The organism is Janthinobacterium sp. OK676, assembly GCF_900103595.1.
Lineage (GTDB): Bacteria > Pseudomonadota > Gammaproteobacteria > Burkholderiales > Burkholderiaceae_D > Janthinobacterium.
The window spans coordinates 51,176-73,375 of the sequence record NZ_FNHA01000007.1; the positions used below are offsets into that span (position 1 = coordinate 51,176).

Here is a 22,200-nt window from a genome sequence, read left to right on the forward strand (position 1 = left end):
CTATGCTGGAAGTCGAGCAATTGAATCAATACTATGGCTCCTCGCACACCTTGCGCGGCATCAGTTTGTCGGCGCGCAAGGGCGAATGTCTCGCCTTGCTTGGGCGTAATGGCGTGGGCAAGACGACCTTGCTCAAATGCCTGATGGGCGTGCTGCCCGTGGCGCAGGGCAAGGTGGTGTTCCAGGGGCGCGACATCACGAAGCTGACGCCGCATGCGCGGGCCAAGCTGGGCATCGCTTACGTGCCGCAGGGGCGCGACATCTTTGCGCGCCTGACGGTCGAGGAAAACTTGCTGATGGGCATGGCGGTGAAGCGGGGCAGGCAGGCGTCGCGCATCGATCCCCACGTGTATGAACTGTTCCCGGTATTAAAGGAGATGCTGCAGCGGCGCGGCGGCGATTTGTCCGGCGGACAACAGCAGCAACTGGCCATCGCCCGCGCCCTGCTGGCCGAGCCGCATCTGATCATTTTCGACGAGCCGACGGAAGGTATACAACCCTCCGTCATCAAGGATATCGGCAGGGTCATTTCATTGTTGAAACAGCGCGGCGACATGGCCATCGTGCTGTGCGAACAGTATTTCGACTTTGCCCGCGAACTGGCCGACGAATTCATCGTGTTGTCGCGCGGCAGCGTGGTGGCCGGCGGCAAGGCGGAACAGATGGATGGCGAGGACGTGAAGCGGCACCTGGCCGTGTAAGGTCAGACGAGCTGGAACCAGCCCAGCACGGCGCCCGCCGCCAGCAGCCACAACAAATGGATCTTCGTGCGCCAGATGATGAGGCCGGTGATGATGGACAGGCTCCACAGGGGCCAGTCCGTGCGGATGTCGTGGTTGGCGCCGCCCAAAATCATGCCCGTGGAAATCAGGAGGGCGACGACGATGGGCGCCATGCCTTGCTTGAAGGCGCGCACGGGGAGCAGGTCGCGGTTGCGGTAGCCCCACTGGGCCGCCACGTAGGTCAGGGTGGTGCTGGGCAGCATGATGCCCACCATGGTGATGAACACGCCCAGGTAGGCGGCCGTGTAGCTGCCCGCGTTCATGCCCACGTTCCAGCCCATCAGGGCGACGAACAGCACGTTCGGGCCGGGCGCGGCCTGGGCGATGGCAATCGATTCGTTGAATTGCGCCTGCGTCAGCCAGCCGTGCTGCTCGACGAGGAAGCGGTGCATTTCGGAAGTGGTCGAAATGGCGCCGCCGATCGACATCAGCGACAGCATCAGGTAGTGGCCGAACAGGTTCAGCCAGTCGCCCGCGCTCAGCACCAGTTGCAGGGGCGGATTCATGTGGACAGCTTTCGATACGTGAGCAGGCAGCCGATGCCACCCAGGCCCAGCAGGATGTACAGCAGGGGCCAGCGCAGCACGGCCACCATCAGCACGCCCAGCACGGTGATGGACAAGGTCAGCCACAAGGGCAGCGGATGCTTGGTCAGCGCCGTCGCCAGTTTCACGCCCGTGGCGGCGATCATGCCGGCCGAGACGGCCGCCATGCCGCGCAGAGCGCCCGCCATGTGCGGATTGTCACCAAAGCGCGTGTACAGCACGCCCAGCACGAGGACGATGACGAGCGGGGCGGTCAGCATGCCGGCCAGCGCCGTCAGTGCGCCTTTCAAACCGAAATAGCGCCCGCCCACCATCAGGGACAGGTTGACGACATTCGGCCCGGGCATGATTTGTGCAACGGCCCAGTCTTCGAGGAACTCCTCCTGCGTCAGCCAGCGCTTGCGCTCGACCATTTCGCGCTGGATCACGGCCAGCACGCCGCCAAAGCCCTGCAGGGCCAGCCAGGTGAACGAGAAGAACAGGTCGGCAAGCGAAGCTGGTTGCGGACGGGGCAGGTCGGGCGGAAAGGTGGAAGGTGCGGGCATGGCTGATTATCGCCGTGCCTGCTTCGCCTTGTCCATGCTTATGTCCGTACTTATTTCCCTTGCCCGTGTCCAGGCATGGCTCAGCCCCCGCCGATGCCGGCGATGACTAGGCCCGTGCCCCCGCACATGGGGCAGGGCTGGCCATCGGCCATGGCGCCCCGGCCCTGGCAATGCGTGCAGACGTTTTCACCGGTACCGGGCGTGCCTGGAGGGGCCACGTCGCCGGGATTTTTCGCTGGTTCGGGTGTTGTATTCATGTCGTCTCTCCTCGTCCATGCCGCGCGAACGCCGCGCGATGGCAGCCAGTCCATACTAGGCTGGCGACAGGCACCGTATTTGATCTGTCTTAGGTGTGCGGCCTTGTGTATCAGAAAAAAACTGCATGGGAATAACTGGCTGGCATTGACATCGCGCGTTTTTCGGCAATACTTTCGCTGTCACTCTTCCGCGCTGCCATCCGGCGCGGCACCGTTTTCCGCCGCCATTTCCCGCCACGTCTGTCTTCCGCAGGAGTCATTCATCATGCTGAGTTCCCAAGAAACCTTGCACATGCCCGTCAAGCCAGTGGCGCTGCACGCCCGCGTCGACCAGAAGATGTGCGATATCGTCAATCTGGGCATCGCCGTGCAGGCTGCCTTCAGCACCTTGTGCGCGCTGGAATACCTGAAGTCATACAATGTCGCCCCGGAGCTGATCGAGCGCGTGCTGCTGCATCCGGAGCAGCGCCGCCAGACCGTGCATTGAATATCCACACGGCAATTGTGTTGCCGGCAGCGTTAAGCCGGTGTTGTCGGATTGATCATTACTGCTCAGTTATGCACAAATGATGGGTTAACGAAATTGGCGAAATAATTTTCCTGTGATTATGTGTGAGTTTCTAAGTGTTTGATTTTAATGGATTTTATTTTTGCTGTTTGATTGAGCAGTTTATTGAAAGCCGCACCGGCTGTGGCTTTGAAGGCTGTCAATAGGCCCTTATCCACAAAGATATCCACAGTCCGTGTGGATATCTGAAAAAGCGCTTAACAATCCGCCACTTAGGAAATCGGAGTCGGCCAGCGAGTGCAAGCGGCGGGCAAAACGGGCCAAAATGGGGCATCCGGGAAGCCTGTATGCCTATCCAGTGCTCGTGTTTTTATGACTGAAAGTAGCGGCCGTGTTCAGGGCGTACCGCCGGCCGGCTTCGGTGGCGTATCGCCGCACTGGGCCAGGGCGGCGGCCAGTTCGGCGACTTGCTGCTCCGCTTCGCGCAAGGTGGCATAGGTGCGCAGCGAGGCGATCACGGTGGTAAACAACTTGCGCGTGGTCAGGTCGGTCTTGCACCAGAAATCGTTGATGTCGTAATCGATGATGATGCGGTGCTCGAGCGCCTGGCCGGGCTGGCCCGTGCGCAGGATGATGCGCACGGCGCTGTTGTGCAGCTCCTCGCGGATCTGGCGCGCCACTTGCAGCCCCGCATCCTGGGTTTCCATGATCACATCGAGCAGCACGACGGCGATATCGGGCGTGCTGCGCAGCAAGGCCAGCGCCTCGGCGCCCGAATACGCATGCAAAAAGCTCAGCCTGCGGCCCTGGAAGCTGGCCTGGCTGAGGGCGAACTTGGTCACCACATGCACATCGACATCGTCATCGACGATCAGCACGCGCCATGGCGCCGCGGTGGCAGATTCCGCCGCTGCGCCTGCCCGTTCCAGCGGCTCGTCGACCAGCCAGTCCGGTTCGTCCGCCCCCTTGGCGGCGCTATCGCTATCCATATTCATGCGTCCATCCACCGTTGATCGTGCTTGCTACTCCACACTATGCCAGTCTGCGGGGTTTGTCAAAACAATGCTGTTCAGACAAGACGGTCTGGCGCCGGATCTGCTTATGCACAGAAAAATATATTTTCATTGTGGTGAAGTAACTTTGCTCAGGTGCAAATTCGTGATTGCAAGTCATTGATTTCATTGGGGTAAAAAATTGCCTGTGAAATCAGCAAATTGTTGAAACCCGCATCAATACTGGTGTTGCGGCTTGTCAAGAGGGGCTTATCAACAACTTTATCCACAGTTGCTGTGGATATCTAAAAAAGCCGTGCAAAAACCGGAGCTTAGCGCCCGTTTGTGAGGCAAGGTGCCAGCATTCATGCGGCAAGCTCAAGCCCGCCCAGCTGGGCGAATGCATGCAGGAAGCGCTGCTTGGCTTCTGCCGGACCCATGGCTTCGATTATACCGGGCAAGGGTGCGATGCCGTCAAGGTAAGCCCAGCGTTCGGCCGAGTGCGGCATCAGGTCGCGCTTTTCCGTGGCCAGCGCGATCAGGTCGGCCCGCTTGATGGGCGCGTAATCGGAAAAATCCAGGCCATAGGTGGCGGCGATGATGGCGCTGACCTTGTCTTCCAGCACGGCAAATTCCGGCAACAACACTTTCAAGGGTTTCACCATGTCGCCCAGATAGGCTTCGGCCGCATCGTGCAGCAGGGCGGCCAGGCGCTGGGGCGGCGGCACCAGTTCGGCGACGATCAGGCTGTGCTGGGCGACCGAGTAAAACACTTGCGTCTGTCCATTGAAGCGGCACTGGTAGGCGAGGCCGTGGGCGATGTCCTCGATGGCGACCTTGTCGATATGCGGACGCAAGGGATAAAAACGGTTGCCTGAATAAGTGGAAACGTAGTCGGTGGTAATCATTGCCATGGCATGCTGCTCGGAACGGTCAAGATGCTTCATCGTACACCCGATGGCATGGGCTTGCCCCGGCTGCCGTGCGCAAGCCCAAGCTATGCATCTTGGCAAATCCTTTAATTTATTTCATATCATGCAATGCTGTTTCTGAAATACACTGTAGCAATCTTGTTTGTCTGAAACTTTAATTGGGGGCAGGGCAATGACGGCGCAACCTTCGGCAAGACCTTCGTATATCTATCAGGGCGGTTCGGTGATGATGCACTCGCCGCTGCAATTGAAACAGTCGGAAATGTATGGCTATTTCGTCAGGGGCGACCTGGCCAAGCTGCAAGCGACCGTGAATACCACCCTGAACCAGGTGGCGGGCAGCAAGATGACACTGAAGGCCCTGTCGCCGTATGTGATGCTGACGTTTACGCGCGTCAACCATGCGGACTCCGCCAACCCCGTCGACCAGGCCAAGGGCTGGATCACGGAAGTCGACATCGTCACCTGGATCATGGTGGGGCAGATGGATGCGGCGGGCAAGCTCGCGCATATCTATTGGTACCCGTGCCATATTTTCGTCGATGACGCGATGGCCCTGATCAACGGGCGCGAACTGTTCGGTTATCCGAAATACCTGTGTGACTACGAGATTCCCGCCGCCGGCAGCGAGCCGCTGCGCTGTTCCGTGGCCGCCAAGGGCTTCCAGCATTTTTCGCCGGAAACGAAACTGGCCCTGCACCCGCTGCTGGAAGTCAACGCCACCGTCCAGACGGGGCCGCACAAGCCCGTCAACAGTTTCCTGGAACTCATCGAGCAGGCGTTCCAGATTTTCCTCGCCATTCCCGATTTCTTCGACATGGACCAGGCCGGCTGGGCCGATATTCTGTCCTTGCTGCGCAATCCGCGCATCGACCAGATTTTCCTCAAGCAATTCCCCGACAGCGCGGGCGTGAAAGCCGTGTACCAGGCCCTCGTGGCCGCGCCGGCCGAGATCAACCGTTTGCACAGCGCGCGCCTGCTCGGCTATGAATATGAATGCACGGTGCATGCGTTTGACAGCTTCCCGCTGGACCAGACCCTGGGCTTGCGGCTGGGACCGCAGGCGGCCATCTTGCCCTTCAATGTGAACTTCGATTTCACGGCCATGCCGGGCGAGGAGCTGGTCGACAATTCCCGCATCGCGCCGGAAAAGATCGCCATCCTGGGCGGCGGCGTGGCGGCCATGACCACCGCGTATTATTTGACGAACCAGCCGGGCTGGCAAAACCGGCATGCCATCACTGTCTACCAGCTGGGCTGGCGCCTGGGCGGCAAGGGCGCCAGCGGGCGCAATGCGCAAGCGGGCCAGCGCATCGAGGAGCACGGCCTGCACATCTGGTTCGGCTTCTACGCGAACGCCTTCAAGATGATCAAGGAAGCATATGCGAGCCTGGAGCGCCCGCCCGGCGCGCCGCTGGCCACCTGGCGGGACGCCTTCAAGCAGCACGATTACGTGGCCCTGTCGGAAGACGTCAAGGGAGAGTGGCGCAACTGGTCCATCGTCTTTCCCACCTTGCCGGGCGAGCCGGGCGAGGGCGGCGAAGACATCACGCTGTGGCAGATGGCCATCGCGATGGTGGGCTGGATCGAGCAGTGGATACGCCAGATCCGGCAAGTGGCCGATGCCGATGCGCGCATCGTGCGCGCCAGCGCCTCGCAGGGAGAGGGCGTGTGGCCGGGCTGGCTGCGCCGCCTGGCCGATGAAGTGGTGGGGCAGGCCGATGAACTGGGGCTGGACGTGGGCCTGTCCGTCGGCGCGATGGTGGCGCTGGTGGCCGACCTGGCGCCCGATTCCACGCGCCACGACCAGGCCCGCCACCAACTGCTGGCCAGCACCCTGAACGGCATCCGCGCGTGGCTGCGCCTGCGCTACCGCGCCCTGATCGATGGCGACGATGAATTGCGCCGCCTGTTCACCTGCCTGGACCTGGGCATCACGGTCATGAAGGGCATGTTCGAGGACGGCGTGTTCAAGAACGGCTTTGACGTCATCAACGATATCGATTTCCGTGCCTGGCTGCGCAAACATGGCGGCGACGAGCAGTTCAGCGTCAACTCGGCGCCCGTGCGCGGCTTTTACGACCTGGTGTTTGCCTACGAAGGCGGCGATTTTTCCAGGCCGAACATCGAGGCGGGGACGCTCTTGCGCTCGATGGCGCGCATCGGCCTGGCCTACAAGGGCGGCATCATGTTCAAGATGCAGGCCGGCATGGGCGACACGATTTTCACGCCGATGTACGAAGTGCTGAAGAAAAGGGGCGTGGAATTCAAGTTCTTCCAGCGCGTGGAAGAGCTGGTGCCGGGCGCGGGCGACATAGCCAGCATCCGCATCACGCAGCAGGTGCAATTGAAGGACCCGGCCGCCGGCTACGCGCCGCTGGTGGACGTCAAGGGCCTGGCCTGCTGGCCCAGCGCGCCCGATTACGCGCAGATCGAACCGGCCGAGGCGGCGCTGCTGCAGGCGCAGGACGTCAACCTGGAATCGTACTGGAGCGCCTGGCCGCAGCAGTACCGGCAGGCGTTCGGCCGCGCGCTGCCCGCCACGGTATTGAAGAAGGGCGTGGACTTCGACAAGGTGGTGTTCGGCATTTCCATCGGCTCGCTGCAAGCCTTGTGCCCGCAATTGCTGGCGCAAAGCCCGGCCCTGCAACTGGCGGCCGACAAGGTACAAACCGTGGCCACGCAGGCTTACCAGGTGTGGCTCAACAAGAATCTGGCGCAGATGGGCTGGACCACGCAGCCGCAAGGCCAGCAGCCGGTGCTGTCGGCCTTCACGGAGCCGTATGACACGTGGGCGCCGATGGATCAGTTATTGGCGCGTGAAGACTGGCCGGCGGGGCTGGAGCCGAAAAACGTCTCGTATTTTTGCAGCGCCTTCCCCGTCGACAGCTACCCGCCCGTCACCGACACGGATTTCCCAGCCCGCTGCGCGGCCAGGGCGAAGCAGGGTGCGCTGCACCAGCTCGAGCGCGAGATCGGCGCGCTGTGGTCGGAGGCGGGCGCGCCGGGCGCGTTTCCATGGCAATGGCTGGTCGATGCGCAGGAGGGGGCGGGGCCGGCGCGCTTCGACAGCCAGTACTGGCGCGCCAACGTCGACCCGTCCGAGCGCTACGTGATGTCGGTGGTGGGCAGCACGCAGTACCGGCTGGCCACCGACCAGTCAGGGTTCAGCAACCTGTTCCTCACGGGCGACTGGATCAGGACGGGCCTCAACGCGGGCTGCGTCGAGGCGGCCGTGATGGCGGGCATGCAGACCTCGCGCGCCATGACGGGCTATCCGGCCGTGATCCAGGGCGAGAAGGATTTCTAGCCATGCGGCGCCTGATGCTGTCGTGTCTAGTCCTGTTCCACTTGCACGCGGGCGCGGCGCCGCCCGGCGCGATCGTGCTGTGGCCGGGCGCGCCGCCCGGTGGCGCGGCGCCGGGCCCGCAGCGCGATGGCGCCAAGGGTTCCATCACGCAGGTCGAGCAGCCTTACCTGATCGTGCACCGCCCGGCGCAGCCGAACGGCATCGCCATTCTCCTGGTCAGCGGCGGCGGCTATGCGCATATCGAGGCGGGCAAGGAGAGCGGCCCCACCGCCAACTGGCTGCAGGCGCAGGGCGTCACGGCGTTTGAACTCGTGTACCGCTTGCCGCAGGAATGCGGCGGGGTGGCCGCGCCATTCCAGGATGGCCAGCGCGCCATGCGCGTGATCCGGGTGCACGCGGCCGAGTGGGGCATCGACCCGGCGCGCATCGGCATGCTGGGGTTTTCCGCCGGCGCGCACCTGGCCGGCATGACGGCCGTGCAGCCCGATGCCGTCCGCTATGCTCCCGTCGATGCGATGGATGGCGTCTCCGCGCGGCCCGACTTTGCCGTGCTGCTGTACCCGGTGCTGACCATGCAGCGGCCATTCGACACGACGCATGCGAAGAAACAGCTGCTGGGCGCTCATCCCGCGCAGGCGGCGCGCGACGCCTTGTCGGTGGAATTGCACGTCGATGCGCGCACGCCGCCCACCTTCATCGCGCAGGCGCTCGACGATCCGATTTCACCGCCCGATAACAGTACATTGATGGCCGCCGCCCTGCGCCGCGCGGGCGTGCCCGTCGAACTGCATCAGTTCCAGAGCGGAGGACATGGCTGGGGCCTGGGCAAGCCGGGCAGCGAACCGGCCGCGTGGCCGCAGCTGTTGCTGGCGTGGCTGCAAGCGCGGGGCTGGATGCCTCAACCTGCGGGCTGAGTTTCCAGGTCCCGCCGCGCCGCGTCCAGCGCCGTCTGCAATTGCGGCAAAAACTGTTCCACGTTATCGAGCTGGCCGTTCGAGGCCAGGGTTTCCATCTGGTGGCACAGGCTGTGAAGGGTGGGGCGGCTCAGGTAGCCGGCGCTGCCCTTCAAGGCGTGGAAGGCGGCCGCGGCCGCGCTGGCGTTCCCATCGCGCACGGCGTGGCAAGCGAGGTCCAGGCGCCGCGGCGCTTCCGTCAGGAACGCTTGCGCGATGCGCTGCAAGTGCTGCGGCGACAGTCCCGCCAGCGGCAGAATGTGCACGGGCGCCGTCATGGGATCGGCCGGCGCGGCTGGTTCGGCGGCGTCGTCCAGGCCGAACTGGCGCGCCAGGGTATCGTCTGCGGTGGGCGCGGCAGGCGGCAGCGCGTGGCCGCGCGCCAGCAGCAGGTCGATGATGGCGTCGATCTTTTCGAACAGCAGCGCTTCGTCGACGGGTTTGCTGAGGAAGTCGTCCATGCCGGACGCCAGGTAGCGCTGCCGGTCATGTTCGCTGGCGTTGGCCGTCTGCGCAAGGATGGGAATCTGCGCGTCGGGGATCGGGAATTGCGCGTTGCCGCCTGCGCGGATCAGGCGCGCGGCCTGTTCGCCATCCATCTCCGGCATGCGGCCATCCATCAGCACGCAATCGTAGGCGCTCGTGCCCAGCGCGCGCAGCGCCTGCTCGCCGTTTTCCACGATGGTGACCTCGTGTCCCATGCTTTCGAGCAGGGTGCCGATGATGATCTGGTTGGTGCGCACGTCTTCGGCGCACAGGATGCGCAGGCGGCAGGCGTGGCGCGCGTGGCGTGCGGGCCGGCGCGCGTCGGCCGCCGGCGCGCTGCCGTCTTCCAGCGGCAAGGTGAAATGGAAGCGCGAACCGATGCCGACCCGGCTTTCCACGCCTATCGTGCCGTTCATCAGTTCGACCAGCTCCTTGCAGATGGCCAGGCCCAGGCCCGTGCCGCCGTAGCGGCGCGTGGTGGAATGGTCGGCCTGCTCGAATTTCTGGAACAAACGCGGCAAGGTGTCCGCGTCGATGCCGGGGCCTGTATCGCTGATGATGAATTCAATGGCGTTGCGGCCGTCGCGGCGCGGCGGCGTGCGGGCGCGCCGCACTTCCAGCAGCACTTCGCCATTGGCCGTGAATTTCAGCGCGTTCCCCAGCAGGTTGATGAGAATTTGCCGCAGCCGCGTGGGGTCGGCGCGCACGTAGCGCGGCAGGTCCAGCGCCAGTTCGCGGCGCAGCAGCAGGCTCTTGGCGTCGGCCTGGCCCTGCACGATGCCGGCCGCGTCGCCGATCAGCGCCAGCAGGTCGAAGTCCACGGTTTCCAGGGTCAGCTTGCCCGCGTCGATCTTCGAGAAATCGAGGATGTCGTTGAGGATGGTCAAGAGCGACACGCCATTGTGCAGACCGATGCGCAGGTATTCCTGCGTGCGCCCGCGCACGGACTGGTCGCGCAGCGCGAATTTCAGCATGCCGATCACGCCGGCCAGCGGCGTGCGGATGTCGTGGCTCATGGCGGACAGAAAATCGATGCGGTGGCGGCTGACCACTTCCGCGTGCTCCTTGGCCTTCAGCAGCGCGTCGTTGCTGAGGGTGAGCGCCAGGGTGCGTTCCTGCACGCGTTGTTCCAGGTTATTGCGCAGCAATCGGATCTGGTCGGCCAGGGCAAAGGCCAGCAGCAAGCCGTCAAAGGTGCCGCCCAGCAAGGTCACCAGCTGGGCGTTGGCGACCATGGCCGGCATCAGGCCCAGGTTGGCCGGCAGGATCAGGAAACCGGGCAGCATCAGGGCGACGAAGGCCAGCACGAAGAAGCGCGCCGGCTGGTAGCCGCGGCGCCAGACGACGATGCCGCAGATGAGCGCCAGCAGCATCCAGATGCTGATGGCGATGGTGGCCAGGGTGTGCGCATACGACAGGGCGAAGAAGCAGCTCGGCAGCAGCAGCAGGGGCAGCACCAGGTTGATCTTGCTGATGCCGTGCAGCCGGGGCGAGTAGTCGCGCAGGCGCAGGAAATGCATGTAGAACAGGGTGCTGAAGACGGGCAGCAGGAAAAACGGCACGTAATGGAGCTGCAGTTGGTGCCAGTCGAACAGGTCGGCAAAGACGTGGAAGGTCATGGCCCAGGCCAGCCCGTACGTCAGCACATACAGCGCGTAATAGGCAGAGGCTTTTTCCAGGGTGATGGAAAAGATGAAGAAATTGAACAGGCCCAGCGCCAGCAGGGCGCCGATGGACGCCACCATCAGGAAATTTTCCTTGCCCACCAGCTTGCGGTAATCCTGCTGCGTCTTGACGCCGAACATGGGCGCGCGCGCATAATACGGGCTGGAAAAGCGGATCAGGATATCGTAGGTGGCGCCCGGCGCCAGCTGCACGTTCCCGCCGTAGTGCAGCAAATACTCGTGCGGCCGCTGGTAGCCCGTCAGCAAGATCTGCGGCGCCGTGTGCGGCCCGGGGCCGTACACGTACACGTCCACCAGGTCGATCAGCGTGTCGTTCGGGTCGATGACCCAGGCCGCTTCGCTGCTGTCGTTGCGCACCTGCGCATGCAGCCAGTAGGCGCCGCCGAACAGGTCGACCTGGTCGGCAGGGCGCTGGCGCGCCAGCCAGGCGGGCAGGGCGGTGGCGCCGGCAGGCGCGGCTTCATTGTCGGCGAGAAACAGTTGCCCGCCATCGCCCAGGTGATGGATGCCTTGCTTGCTCAGGGGAATGGGAGCGGCCTGCGCCGCACCCGCCAGGCCCAGCAAGCCGAACAGCAGGCTGAGCAGGAGCGGCCAGCCGCATAGCCAGGCGCTGACGCGGAAGCTGGGCGCGCGGTGGCGGGAGGGGGGCGGGTGGGCTGGCATCGATGGATATGGTGATGATCGCGCGGGAACCGGCGGCAGCGCCGTGTGCTATGGAATGCCCATTTTAATCGACTCTTGGTGACACACGGGCAATTTCATGTCCTGTCCGCCTGGCGCCCGCTCCGGTATCATGGTGCCTTTGCCCGCGAGATACTCATGCTCAGTCCCGACCAGTTTCTGGCCTTTCTGGCCGCCGCCGTGTTGATCACCGCCAGCCCCGGCCCCGACAACCTGATGGTGCTGGGCGTGGGCATGTCGCGCGGGCGCCGCCAGGGCATGGCCTTCGGCCTCGGTTGCGCCCTCGGCTGCCTCACGCACACGGTGCTGGCGACCATCGGCGTGTCGGCCCTGCTGGCCGCCTCGCCCACGGCATTTACCATGCTGAAAGTGGCCGGCGGGCTGTATCTTGTGTGGCTGGGCATCGGCGCCTTGCGCAGCCGTGGCGGCGCCAGAGTCGATGGCGCGGCGGCCTTGCCCGATGAATCCCTGCTGCGTCTTTTTGGCAAGGGATTGTTCGCCAACAGTATCAATCCGAAAGTCGTGCTGTTTTTCCTGTCGTTCCTGCCGCAGTTCATCGTCGCGGGCCAGGGCAGCGCCAGCTGGCAGACGGCGCAGCTGGGCCTCGTCTTCACGGCGCAGGCCTGCGTGCTGTTCGGTCTGCTCGGCTATTTTTCCGGCGCCGTCGGCCTGTGGCTGAATCGCCGTCCGCGTGCGGGCCTGTGGCTGGACCGGGTGGCCGGCACGATTTTCATCGGCCTGGGCTTGCGATTGATCCTGGCGCGCTGACGTCTTGCCGAGCGGTAATGCGAAACGCCAGTTCCATCTGATCCTGCACGGCCATGGCGCCGCCCAGGATGGCGAAAGGCACGATGCCGAAGTCGCTCTGTTTCAATAGCAGGCTGCCGCTGGCCTGCAGGCCGCGTCCACCGGCCGTTTTTTCAATGCGCACCGGCAGCTGTACCGTGCGCGTCACGCCATGCAGGGTGATGTCGGCGTCGAACACCTGCTTGTCGCCCGTGCGCCGTGCGTCGATGCCGACCCACGGATAGCGTTCCGCCTCGAGCACGCGCACCAGCATATTGTGGCGCGTGCCGGCGATGGCGTCGGCCGACGGCGTCGTCGTCAAACCGGCCGCCTGGCGCAGGCTTGCTTCATCCACAGTCATCTCGTCGAGCCGGAAGCGGAATTGCGCGCGTCCCGGCGCGGGCGCCACGACGCCCTGCAGGGTATGGCTGGCCACCACGTGGTCATGCCCGAGCCGCGCCAGCGCACCGCCGCGGCGCACGGTGATGGTCAGCAGCGATTCGTCGGGCGCAATGTGCAGCAGCCGCACGCCCTGCCGCTGCCACGCGGGCGCGGGCATCGCGGCAGGGGTAGCCGGCGCAGGCGCGGGCGGCAGGGGTGTGCAGGACGCCAGCAAGGCGCAGGCAAGCAGGAAAACGGTGCGAAGATTCTGGCTGAACATGGGGCGGATGGAATAGATGGAACAAGGGCGATGGGCGATGGGCGATGGGGGAATAGTACGCGATCCGCGCATTGGTGCGCGTGCAATGTTAGAGCTACGTCATATGGCGGTCATATGACGCTGTTATGATGCTTTTGTTGGCACACAGCATGCGATGCGCAGATCACTACGCTCCGGGAGCGATAGGATGCAGGCATGACTCAACAGCTTAGCCGGTGAGCTCAACCATCGGCACCAGACACGTAAAACTTGTTTTGTAGTAATGATTGCAGGGTGGGGCAGGGGAAATACGGGAATCGGGCGGGGATTTAATGAAGTCCTAAGCCTGTCTTCATGAAGGGCTGGCATAGTGGATACATGGCGCACGGAAACCCCGGGCGCAAGGTTGCCGGACACCTCAATGACCGGCACGATTTCCACTTTTTCATGTGTTTTTCATGTATTCCCGTTTTATCCCTGCGCTCTGAAACAGCGTTTCAACCGGCTACCGCACCTTGCGAAGCCGGTTTTTTTTGCCTGCGTTTTCCTCAGCTCCCGGCGCCGCAGCGCCGCGGTGCCGGGAAGCCAATCACTTAGCCCGCCTGTTTCGCCAGCCACGCATCGACGGCCGGCAACCGTTCGGCGCGCAGCTTGATGCGGTACTTGATGCCGGCCACGGAACTGTCGGCGTCGCCGCGCGCACCGGCCGGCAGGTGCGCTTGCGCGTACGCTTCCAGCTTGGCGATCATGTCCGGCTGCGCCGAACCGGCGGCCAGGCGGGGGAAGTAGCGGCTGCGCGAGCTGGCGTCGATGCGCGCATTGACTTGCTCCAGGTGGGCCAGGGCGAAGTCGAAAGCCAGTTCCGGATGCGTGCGGGACACGCGCGAGATCATGGCCGGACTATTCGTTACGCCCGGTTCGTCCGTCAGCGCCAGGGCCAGCGCGCGCTGCGCCAGGGCGGGATCGTCGCTCGAGGCCAGCAGGTCGTACAGCTGGTTCTTGACCAGCGGCGTCTGCTCCTGTCGCGCCCTGGCGTGCAGCTGCTCCCAGGTGCTCTCGTCCGCATGCTGCGCCACCACGCCCAGGATGGTGCGGCGCAGCGGCGCGGGCATGGCGGCGGGATCTTGCTCACTGGCCGCGTAACGGCGGCGCGCCTCGGCGATCACGCCCGGTTCGCCCATGTCGCCGAGGATGGCGATCAGTTGTCCGCGCAGGGTCGCCACGCTCGATGCTTCGCCCGCGCGCGCTTCCCAGCCCGTCTGCGCCATCATCGGCGCCAGGCGCGCCACGGCAAAGCGGCCGAAGGCCTGCTGGCGCGCTTTGCTTTCCGCGCTGTCGCCGGCATACTGTTCGTACAGGCTGCCCAGTGAGCTGGCCACCCTGCCCAGCACCTGCGGATCGGCCGACAGCGGCGTCGCCTTCACCAGTTCCAGGAAGTCGGCCAGGTTTTGCGCACCGGCCAGGCCCAGCGACTGGCTGTCCGCCAGCAAGCCCAATTGGTCGATCGGCGCCAGGCGCGCGAAGCTGCCCGCCAGCGCGCGCGTGTTGGCCGGCGCGTACACGGTGCGGTAATAGCCGCTCTGGCCCGCGTTCACCAGCAGGGTGCCGCAGCCTGGCACGTTCAAGGTCGCCTTGCCATTCTTGACCAGCACCGTGGCCAGCTTGCCGTTGCCGACCGTCGAGGCGATCACCGGCACTTTCCACGACAGCGGTTTCTTGTTCGGCTGGTCCTTGGAAAATTCCGTCTGCGTCAGGCGCACGCGCGTATTGCCGTTTCTGCACACGGCGTTACCTACCGTGATCATCGGCACGCCCGGCTGCAGGGTGAAATCGTGGGCGATGGCGCTGACAGGCTTACCGGCGGCCGCATCGACTTCGCGCCACAGGTCGTCGGACACCGTATTGCCATACGCATGCTTGCGCATGTAGTTGCGCACGGCCGTGCGCCACGTATCGGCGCCCACATACGCTTCGAGCATGCGGATCACGGCTTCGCCTTTTTGATAGGTGATGCCATCGAAGGCCTGGCTGGCTTGCTCCACGGTGGCGATGCGCTGCACCACGGGGTGCGTGGTGCGCAGCGCATCCTGGCTCATGGCCGACTCGCGCCCGGCCACGCTGGACAGGGCAGTGTTCCATTCTGGGTGCAAACGCTCCGTCGTGCGGCTTTCCATCCACGAGGCGAAACCTTCGTTGAGCCACAGGTCGTCCCACCAGCGCATGGTGACCAGGTCGCCGAACCACTGGTGCGCCATTTCATGCGACAGGGTGGTGTAGATGTTTTCCTTGTCGGCCTGGGTCGAGATGGCCGGATCGAGCAGCAGGCCATACTCGAAGGTGAACACGGCGCCCCAGTTTTCCATGGCGCCGAAGAACTGGCTGCGGCCCGGCGCGGCGATGTTGTCGAGCTTGGGCAGCGGGTAGCGCACGCCGAAATAATCGTTGTATTCGCGCAGCAGGGCGGCCGACTCGTCGAGCGCGAAGCGGCTTTGCGCCAGCGCGCCCCGCTTCGTGATGACGCCTATTTCCGTGCCTTCGCTCATGGCCGTGGCCCGCTCGAAGTCGCCCAGGCCGAAGAACAGCAGGTACGTCGACATGCGCGGCGTGGTGGCGAAGTACACGTGCTTCATGCCATGGCCCATCTCCTCGCTGCGGGTAATCGGCATGTTACCGACGGCCATCTGCCCGCTTGGCACGACCACGTCGAGATCGAAGGTGGCCTTGTAATCCGGTTCGTCCCACGATGGCAGCATGCTGCGCGCGTCCGAGTTCTCGAACTGCGTGTACAGCGCGCGCTGGCGGCCTTCGGGCGTGTCGTAGTCGAGCGAGAACAGGCCAGTGGCCTGCGTGCCGATCTTGCCGGTGTAATCGATGCGCAGCAGGTATTCGCCCTTGTCCAGCGGCTCGGCGAAATGCACGGTGGCCGTCTGCTTGTCCGCATCGAAATCGATCTTGCGCGTCACCTGCTTGCCGCCGCCCGCGCCTTCGATGGCGGCTGCCGAAAACGCCAGGTTCAAGGCGTTGAAGGTGATGCTGGCCGTTGGCTTGTCGACGGCCACCTTGATGGCGACTGCGCCCTTGAAGGTGGAGGCGGCGGCGTCCGGCGTGATCGACACGATATAGTGCAAGGGCGTGACGCCGCGCGGCAGCTGCGTGGTGGTCGTGGCGGCGTGGCTGGCCGAGGCGTACTTTGGCGCTGCGGCGGCGTGGCCCGCATAGGCCGCGGTGATGGAAGCCAGTGCCAGGACGGCGGCGGCCAGTTGGCTGCGCCGGAAGCGCGGAGTCGGTGTGCGATGCATGGTATGCCCTAGTTTCATGGATAAAACGCCCGACAGCCGGGTAGGCTGCGGGCGTTGATGACGTGTGGGGGACATCGCTGGAACTGGCGGCCAGCGTTCCCGTACAGCAATCTAAGGCGAAACGGGGGCAAAGTCAACGCGCCAGGGGCGCCGCACCATGGCGGTGCGCTGGTATGATGGACGCGTGACCATGCTGCCGCAGGCCAGTCCCGCAGCCGCGTCCACTAACATAACAAGACGAGACCCAAGCACATGAAACTGACTATCAGCCCCCGTACGCCCAATCCGCGCCGCGTCACCATGTTCATCGCCGAGAAGGGCATCACCGGTATCGAGGAAGTGGCGCTCGACCTGATGGCGGGCCATCATCGCGATCCCGCCTTCCTGGCGAAAAACCCGCTGGGCCGCGTGCCCGTGCTGGAGCTGGACGATGGGCGCGTGCTGACCGAGACGCGCGCCATCTGCACCTACCTGGAAGGCTTGCAGCCGCAGCCGAACCTGATGGGAGAGGGTTACGAGGAGCGCGCGTTTATCGAGATGGCCGACCGCCGCGTGGAGCTGCATTTGTTCAGCGCCGCCGCCAACTGGGTGCGCCACGGCCATCCGGCCCTGGTGGCGCTGGAAAACCCGCAGTTCCCCGACTTCGCCACGGCGCAGGCGGGCAAGCTGCGCGAGACGGCGCAATGGCTGGACCAGGTATTGGCCCACCAGCCCTACATCGCTGGCGACCGCTTCACGATTGCCGACATCACGGCCTTCTGCGCGCTGGAATTCGCGCGCGGCCTGATGAAGTACCGTCCGGGCGCGGAAGGCTTGCAGCACTTGCAGGCTTACCGCGACCGCATCGCCGAACGTCCCAGCGCGCAGGCGAAGTAAGGATATTTTGCCACCGGCCCATGTCAACAATGTTTGTCGGGTTACGCCCGGTGGGCTAACCCGACCTACGCCCGGTAGGTTGGATTAGCGGAACGCGTAATCCAACATCATCGCGGGCGGGCCAACAATGTTGTCGGCTTACGCCCGTTGGGCTAAGCCGACCTACGCCGGCCTACGTCTACCGACAGCTCGGTAGGTCGGATTAGCGCGTGAGCGCGTAATCCGACACCACCACATTATTTCAGCTGCTCGTGCAGGAAGGTATAGGTCAGCGCCCACATCAGCGCCTGCTGGTCGTTGTTGGCCGCGCCAGCATGGCCGCCTTCCGTGTTTTCCCAGTACAGCACGTCGTGGCCTTGCTCTTCCATCTTCGCCACCATCTTGCGCGCATGGCCGGGGTGGACCCGGTCGTCGCGCGTCGAGGTGGTAAACAGCACGCGCGGATATTTCTTGTCCTTGAAGACGTTCTGATACGGCGAGTACTTGCTGATGTAAGCCCATTGTTCCGGCACGTCCGGGTCGCCGTACTCTCCCATCCACGAAGCGCCCGCCAGCATCCTGTTATAGCGGCGCATGTCGAGCAGCGGCACCTGGCTGACGACGGCGTTGAACAAATCGGGACGCTGCACCAGCACGGCGCCCGTCAGCAGGCCGCCATTGCTGCCGCCCATGATGCCCAGGTGGCGCGGGCTGGTGACCTTGCGCTTGATCAGGTCCTGCGCCACCGAGATGAAATCGTCATACGCGCGCTGGCGGTTTTCCTTCAGCGCCGCCTGGTGCCAGCGGGGACCGAACTCGCCGCCGCCGCGGATATTCGCCAGCACATACACGCCGCCCTTTTCCAGCCACGCCACGCCCGTGGTGCCGCTGTAGCTGGGTTTGAGCGACACTTCAAAGCCGCCATAGCCATACAGCACGGTGGGGTTGCTGCCGTCGAACTTGGTCTGCTTGCCCATGATGGCGAAATACGGCACTTTCGTGCCATCCTTCGACGTCGATTCGAACTGCTCGACCTTGTACGGCGTGGCGTCGTAGTAGGCGGGCAGCGACTTGATCTTCGTGCGCTGGTCGCTGCCCGCCGTGGCCAGGTACAAGGTGGTCGGGTTGAGGAAGTCGGTCACCGTCAGGAAGTACTGGTCCGAGTCGACCGGGTCGAGCGCGCTGACGGCCAGGGTGCCCAGCTTGGGCGCATCGACGGCGCGGCGCTGCCACTTGCCGTTCACGTGGCGCAGTTCCGTCAGGCGGTTCTTGACCTTGTCCAGGGTGGTGACGAGGATGGCGGACCTGGTCGCCGTGACATTGTCCAGCGACGACGTGGCCGTGGGCGCGTACAGCACTTCCAGGTCCTGCTTGCCCTGCATGAAGGACTTGAAGTCGGTGGCCAGCAAGGAGCCTTGCAGGTAAATCTTGCCGTTCACTTTCCAGTCCGAGCGCAGGGTGATGATCAATTGGTCGCGTACGGTGAAGGCCGTGGCGTCGTCCGGCTTCGGCACCTTCTTCAACTCGGCGCCATCGCGCAAAAAGGTTTCGCCGCTGTAGAAATCGATCTGCCGTTCGATAAATTGATGTTCGTAGCCGGGCGTGAAATCCTTGTAGGCGCCGGCGCTCAGGTCGTCGGGTTTGGCTTCGTACAAGGTGTGCGCCTGCGCCAGCGGCGTGCCGCGCTGCCACTGCTTGATGATGCGCGGGTAGCCAGAGCTGGTCATCGAGCCGGGGCCGAAATCGGTGGAGACGAACAGGGTATCCTGGTCGATCCAGCTGGCGCTGCCCTTTGCTTCGGGCAGGGTGAAGCCGCCGTCGACAAAGGCGCGCTTGGCCACGTCGTATTCGCGCACCACCTTGGCGTCGCCGCCGCCGCGCGACAGGGAAATGAGGCAGCGTTCGCCCTTCGGATACAGGCAGGACGCGCCGCCCCAGACCCAGTTTTCACTCTCGCCGGTGGCCAACTGGTCGAGGTCGATCACGGTTTCCCAGACAGGTTCGGCCAATTGGTATTGCGCCAGGGTGGTGCGGCGCCAGATGCCGCGCACGTGCTGGGCGTCGCGCCAGAAATTATAGTAAAACTCGCCTTCCTTGCTGACGTAGGGAATGCGTTCCTTCGAGTTGAGGATGGTCTTCAGGCGCGCCTGCAGGGCGGGGAAGCCGGGCTGGGCTTCCAGTTCCCTGGTGGTGACGGCATTGTGCTGCTTGACCCAGGCCAGCGGCTTGTCGCCGAGGACTTCTTCCAGCCACAAATGGGGATCGGCGTTGGCGGCGGCAGGGGCGGGGTCTTGTGCATGGGCGATGCCCGCGGTGGCCAGACCGAGCAGCATGCTGCCGGCGAGAATGCGATATGACGACATAGAGGGTTCCTGGTTGGTCCGATGGAGGCCGCGTTGCAGGCAAAACGGCGTAGCCATGGTGCCATGGATTGCTTTGGGGAACCAGTGTCTATGGACGGCTGCTTAAAAAATAATTACTTTTCCAATATTGTTTGCGTGCAGCACACGCTTGGCTAGTGATCGCCATGCGCAGGCGCGCTCGTGTCGTTTTGTTTGTCTTTCAGTATTTCAATGCCGAGTACGAAAAAGGGAATAAAAAGCGGCAGGAAATAGATCAGCCATCCAGGGATATGGTAGCCCCGCCTGCTTTCATATTCTTCCCAGGGTTCCTTGATCGAATTGACCGATGGATGCAGGGGGTCATAATAAATGGGAAAAGCATGGCCAGGCCTGATATCCGAACACGAAGAAACCGATAATTCTGAGCTAGAAGTCCAGCCGTAATATCTTTTTCCATCGATTACATAGGAATAAGATACCGAGCCATGATTTTGGCATGCCGTACCATTGACAGTCGCAGGGCTGGTCACTGCGCGTTCGGCCAATCCTTGATACTGTTCCGCTTTTTCATGGCAGCCCGCAAGGGGTGCGAGAAGCGCGATGAATGCCAGAATGAATTTGATGGAATGCATGAAAGTAAAATCGGGACTCAGCGTTTTTATTGCATGAGTATAGCAACACAACACCTGCGAAGAAGAATGGATTCCGTCGCGGTTGCCGTTCCCTGATACGCGGCATTCACGGCAGTTGATTGACCCACACGGGTGCCGACCAGACGATATTGCCATCGTCCTGCGTCAGCCGCGCGTAATAGAAATGGGGGCCGGGTGCGGGCGTGACGGTGACATCGGCCTGGTCCGTGATGGGTGTCACGGAGCCATTGCCGCCCGGCACGCCGTGGAAGATGGCGACGGCGGCCGCCTGCCGCCCGGCGCCGTTGCTGAAACTGGTGGCCAGGTGCAAGGGACCGTGGTTGTCGAAACGCTCGCCCATCAGCTTGCCGTTGGCCGTGAACAGCAGTTGCGCATGCTTGTCCATGGTGGCAAACACGCGGCGCGCGCGCAGCGCTTCGAGCAAGCTGTCGCGCGACAATGATGTATCGGCAGCCTTGTTTGTCACCAGCACGGCCGTGCGGTTGCCATACGAGGCGCCCCAGTTGGCGCAGTGGTTGTCCTGGTTGCTGCTGAAAGCCACGTGGTAGCCGGCCGCCAGGGCCCGGTTGCATGCCGCCTCGTAATTGCTGCGCCGGGTTTCCGTTTCCTCGTCGTTCGTGGAAAAGGCGGACGTATTCATCACTTCGCACAGCACCATGGCCGCGTCGCCGTCCGCCGTGTAGCCGAGCGGCTGGCCGTTGACGAGGAACTGGCCTGCATAGGCAGGATGGTTGAACTGGCCTATCCAGCCCCGTTCGCGCATCAGCGCGTACAGGGCCGCGTAATCGCCCTTCGGCGTCTCGATATCGGCCAGCAATTCACCCTGGGCATTTTTTTCCCAGCCCAGCAACTGTTCGCTATTGAAGATATTCAGGTGGCCGCCCTTGTTGATGACGCCCCATTCCATGCCGTACAGGGCCAGGAAACCGGGATGGGCGGCCGAATACGCAGCCGCTTCGGCCAGTCCCGTTTGGTACAGCGCTTTGGCTTCCGCTGCGACCGCCGCACTGTTGGTGCCGTCGGAGCCGTCATACATATGGTTGTGCTCGGACGTCAGCAGGGCGTCGAGTCCGTGGTCTTGCGCATATTTATAGGCATCGATGGGGCCGTAGGCCCCTGTTTGCGGGTCTTGCGCGCCATGGCAGGCGTCGAGCGGGGCGCCGCCGTCGCTGTGGCGCGTCTGGCTGTGCAGGTTGGCGTAGACGACGCGGTAGCCGGGCTGGCCTTCCAGGCTGGTCAGCTGTCGCAGGCCGGCCTGGAAGGCGGGTACCGTGGGCGCCGTGCTTGCGCCCCGCTGCACCTGGATGGGCCACTGCTGTTCCACCTGCGCTTCCTGCGGCGAGCCCGCATCGGCCACGGCCAGCAAGCGCAGTTCGTACAAGCCGTCCGGCGCCAGCACGCGCCGTTCGCGGGCATCGGCATCGGCGCGGCCATCCCAAGGCAAGTTCACGTTCTTGCCGTTGACCCCCACCTGTTCCGTGCCCGACCAGCGCCGCAGCACGGGGCCTTGCGGGCCGGGGCCGGACAAGGTCAAGGTCCACTGCACGGCATGCGCGCGCCCCTCGTCGGGATAGGTAAGGCGAACAAGAAAGGTGCGCGCCTGCGTGACCCGCTCGCCGCGCGCGGCGCGGAAGGGCGCGACAACGGTGGCATCGAGTTCGCTGTGCTCCTTAGTCTCTTGCGCGGCGGCAGTGTTGCTCCATGCCATCAGCAACAGTCCGGCGCACGCACATGCCAGCCATGGCGGTCGCAAGCGACGCCGCAGTGTCTTGACCATCGTGGCCTCCCGCTACTGCTTCAGATGGTAGTTAGACAAGAGTTGCCACTTGCTGGTTCCCGCATGCACCAGCAAGTGGCGTGCTTGCACCGTGATTGGCCATGATCTGGCGCAAACCTCGTATCGACAAGGGCATTTACCCCTGCGGCATGCTGGCACGGCGTTTGCTACA

General features: G+C 63.7%; 17 protein-coding genes. 6 read left to right on the plus strand and 11 right to left on the minus strand.

Annotated elements, in window-relative coordinates; all coding sequences use genetic code 11:
- Nucleotides 1–2: 2 nt before the first annotated feature.
- A complete protein-coding gene (gene urtE / locus BLU39_RS15060) occupies nucleotides 3–701 on the plus strand; it encodes an urea ABC transporter ATP-binding subunit UrtE (RefSeq protein WP_092714319.1) in 699 nt (232 codons plus the stop codon).
- Between the two features lie 2 nt (nucleotides 702–703).
- Here the strand turns inward: urtE and BLU39_RS15065 are convergent, their stop codons facing one another.
- From BLU39_RS15065 to BLU39_RS28630, 3 genes are all read right to left on the minus strand, one after another.
- Nucleotides 704–1,288, minus strand: a complete 585-nt coding sequence (locus BLU39_RS15065) for a chromate transporter (protein WP_092714321.1) — start codon at nucleotides 1,286–1,288, stop codon at nucleotides 704–706.
- A complete protein-coding gene (locus BLU39_RS15070) occupies nucleotides 1,285–1,872 on the minus strand; it encodes a chromate transporter (protein WP_092714323.1) in 588 nt (195 codons plus the stop codon). The genes BLU39_RS15065 and BLU39_RS15070 overlap by 4 nt, the downstream gene beginning before the upstream one ends.
- A gap of 80 nt (nucleotides 1,873–1,952) precedes the next feature.
- The gene (locus BLU39_RS28630) at nucleotides 1,953–2,129 is read right to left on the minus strand and encodes a hypothetical protein (protein ID WP_175539321.1); all 177 of its coding nucleotides are present in this window, start codon (nucleotides 2,127–2,129) and stop codon (nucleotides 1,953–1,955) included.
- 265 nt (nucleotides 2,130–2,394) lie between these two features.
- On the opposite strand from BLU39_RS28630, the gene BLU39_RS15075 reads away from it, so the two are divergent.
- Complete coding sequence (locus BLU39_RS15075) at nucleotides 2,395–2,616, plus strand: hypothetical protein (RefSeq protein WP_223278779.1); 222 nt, start codon at nucleotides 2,395–2,397, stop codon at nucleotides 2,614–2,616.
- Between the two features lie 416 nt (nucleotides 2,617–3,032).
- Here BLU39_RS15075 and BLU39_RS15080 read toward each other — a convergent pair whose 3' ends face one another.
- On the minus strand, nucleotides 3,033–3,632 hold the full coding sequence (locus BLU39_RS15080) for a response regulator (protein WP_232731136.1): 600 nt from the start codon (nucleotides 3,630–3,632) through the stop codon (nucleotides 3,033–3,035).
- 362 nt (nucleotides 3,633–3,994) lie between these two features.
- Nucleotides 3,995–4,543: a phosphohydrolase gene (locus BLU39_RS15085; RefSeq protein ID WP_092714711.1), complete on the minus strand. Its 549-nt coding sequence runs from the start codon at nucleotides 4,541–4,543 to the stop codon at nucleotides 3,995–3,997.
- Nucleotides 4,544–4,733: 190 nt separating this feature from the next.
- Here BLU39_RS15085 and BLU39_RS15090 point away from each other — a divergent pair, with 190 nt between their 5' ends.
- Together BLU39_RS15090 and BLU39_RS15095 are read left to right on the plus strand one after the other, a co-directional pair.
- Nucleotides 4,734–7,871: an NAD(P)-binding protein gene (locus BLU39_RS15090; protein ID WP_254788981.1), complete on the plus strand. Its 3,138-nt coding sequence runs from the start codon at nucleotides 4,734–4,736 to the stop codon at nucleotides 7,869–7,871.
- Between the two features lie 2 nt (nucleotides 7,872–7,873).
- Complete coding sequence (locus BLU39_RS15095; RefSeq protein ID WP_092714325.1) at nucleotides 7,874–8,785, plus strand: alpha/beta hydrolase; 912 nt, start codon at nucleotides 7,874–7,876, stop codon at nucleotides 8,783–8,785.
- On the opposite strand, the gene BLU39_RS15100 is transcribed toward BLU39_RS15095, so the two are convergent.
- Nucleotides 8,770–11,658 carry a hybrid sensor histidine kinase/response regulator gene (locus tag BLU39_RS15100; RefSeq protein WP_254788982.1) on the minus strand — a complete coding sequence of 963 codons (2,889 nt, stop codon included), beginning with the start codon at nucleotides 11,656–11,658 and terminating at the stop codon, nucleotides 8,770–8,772. The two genes, BLU39_RS15095 and BLU39_RS15100, sit on opposite strands and share 16 nt — an antisense overlap.
- Nucleotides 11,659–11,814: 156 nt before the next feature.
- Here BLU39_RS15100 and BLU39_RS15105 point away from each other — a divergent pair, with 156 nt between their 5' ends.
- Complete coding sequence (locus BLU39_RS15105) at nucleotides 11,815–12,444, plus strand: LysE family translocator (protein ID WP_092714327.1); 630 nt, start codon at nucleotides 11,815–11,817, stop codon at nucleotides 12,442–12,444.
- On the opposite strand, the gene BLU39_RS15110 is transcribed toward BLU39_RS15105, so the two are convergent.
- Together BLU39_RS15110 and BLU39_RS15115 are read right to left on the minus strand one after the other, a co-directional pair.
- Nucleotides 12,407–13,123 (minus strand): YceI family protein, encoded by a 717-nt coding sequence (locus tag BLU39_RS15110; RefSeq protein WP_254788983.1) that lies wholly within the window; start codon nucleotides 13,121–13,123, stop codon nucleotides 12,407–12,409. The two genes, BLU39_RS15105 and BLU39_RS15110, sit on opposite strands and share 38 nt — an antisense overlap.
- A 572-nt stretch (nucleotides 13,124–13,695) precedes the next feature.
- Entirely contained in the window at nucleotides 13,696–16,401 is a 2,706-nt protein-coding gene (locus tag BLU39_RS15115; protein ID WP_092714329.1) for a M1 family metallopeptidase, read from the minus strand.
- Between the two features lie 252 nt (nucleotides 16,402–16,653).
- Here BLU39_RS15115 and BLU39_RS15120 point away from each other — a divergent pair, with 252 nt between their 5' ends.
- A complete protein-coding gene (locus tag BLU39_RS15120) occupies nucleotides 16,654–17,277 on the plus strand; it encodes a glutathione S-transferase family protein (RefSeq protein ID WP_092714331.1) in 624 nt (207 codons plus the stop codon).
- Between the two features lie 236 nt (nucleotides 17,278–17,513).
- Here the strand turns inward: BLU39_RS15120 and BLU39_RS15125 are convergent, their stop codons facing one another.
- The 3 genes from BLU39_RS15125 to BLU39_RS15130 all read right to left on the minus strand — a co-directional run bounded on the left by BLU39_RS15125 (nucleotide 17,514) and on the right by BLU39_RS15130 (nucleotide 21,959).
- Nucleotides 17,514–19,619 carry a prolyl oligopeptidase family serine peptidase gene (locus tag BLU39_RS15125; protein WP_175539322.1) on the minus strand — a complete coding sequence of 702 codons (2,106 nt, stop codon included), beginning with the start codon at nucleotides 19,617–19,619 and terminating at the stop codon, nucleotides 17,514–17,516.
- 152 nt (nucleotides 19,620–19,771) lie between these two features.
- The gene (locus BLU39_RS28220; protein ID WP_175539323.1) at nucleotides 19,772–20,230 is read right to left on the minus strand and encodes a DUF3592 domain-containing protein; all 459 of its coding nucleotides are present in this window, start codon (nucleotides 20,228–20,230) and stop codon (nucleotides 19,772–19,774) included.
- 106 nt (nucleotides 20,231–20,336) lie between these two features.
- Nucleotides 20,337–21,959: a CehA/McbA family metallohydrolase gene (locus tag BLU39_RS15130; protein ID WP_254788984.1), complete on the minus strand. Its 1,623-nt coding sequence runs from the start codon at nucleotides 21,957–21,959 to the stop codon at nucleotides 20,337–20,339.
- Nucleotides 21,960–22,200 lie beyond the last annotated feature (241 nt).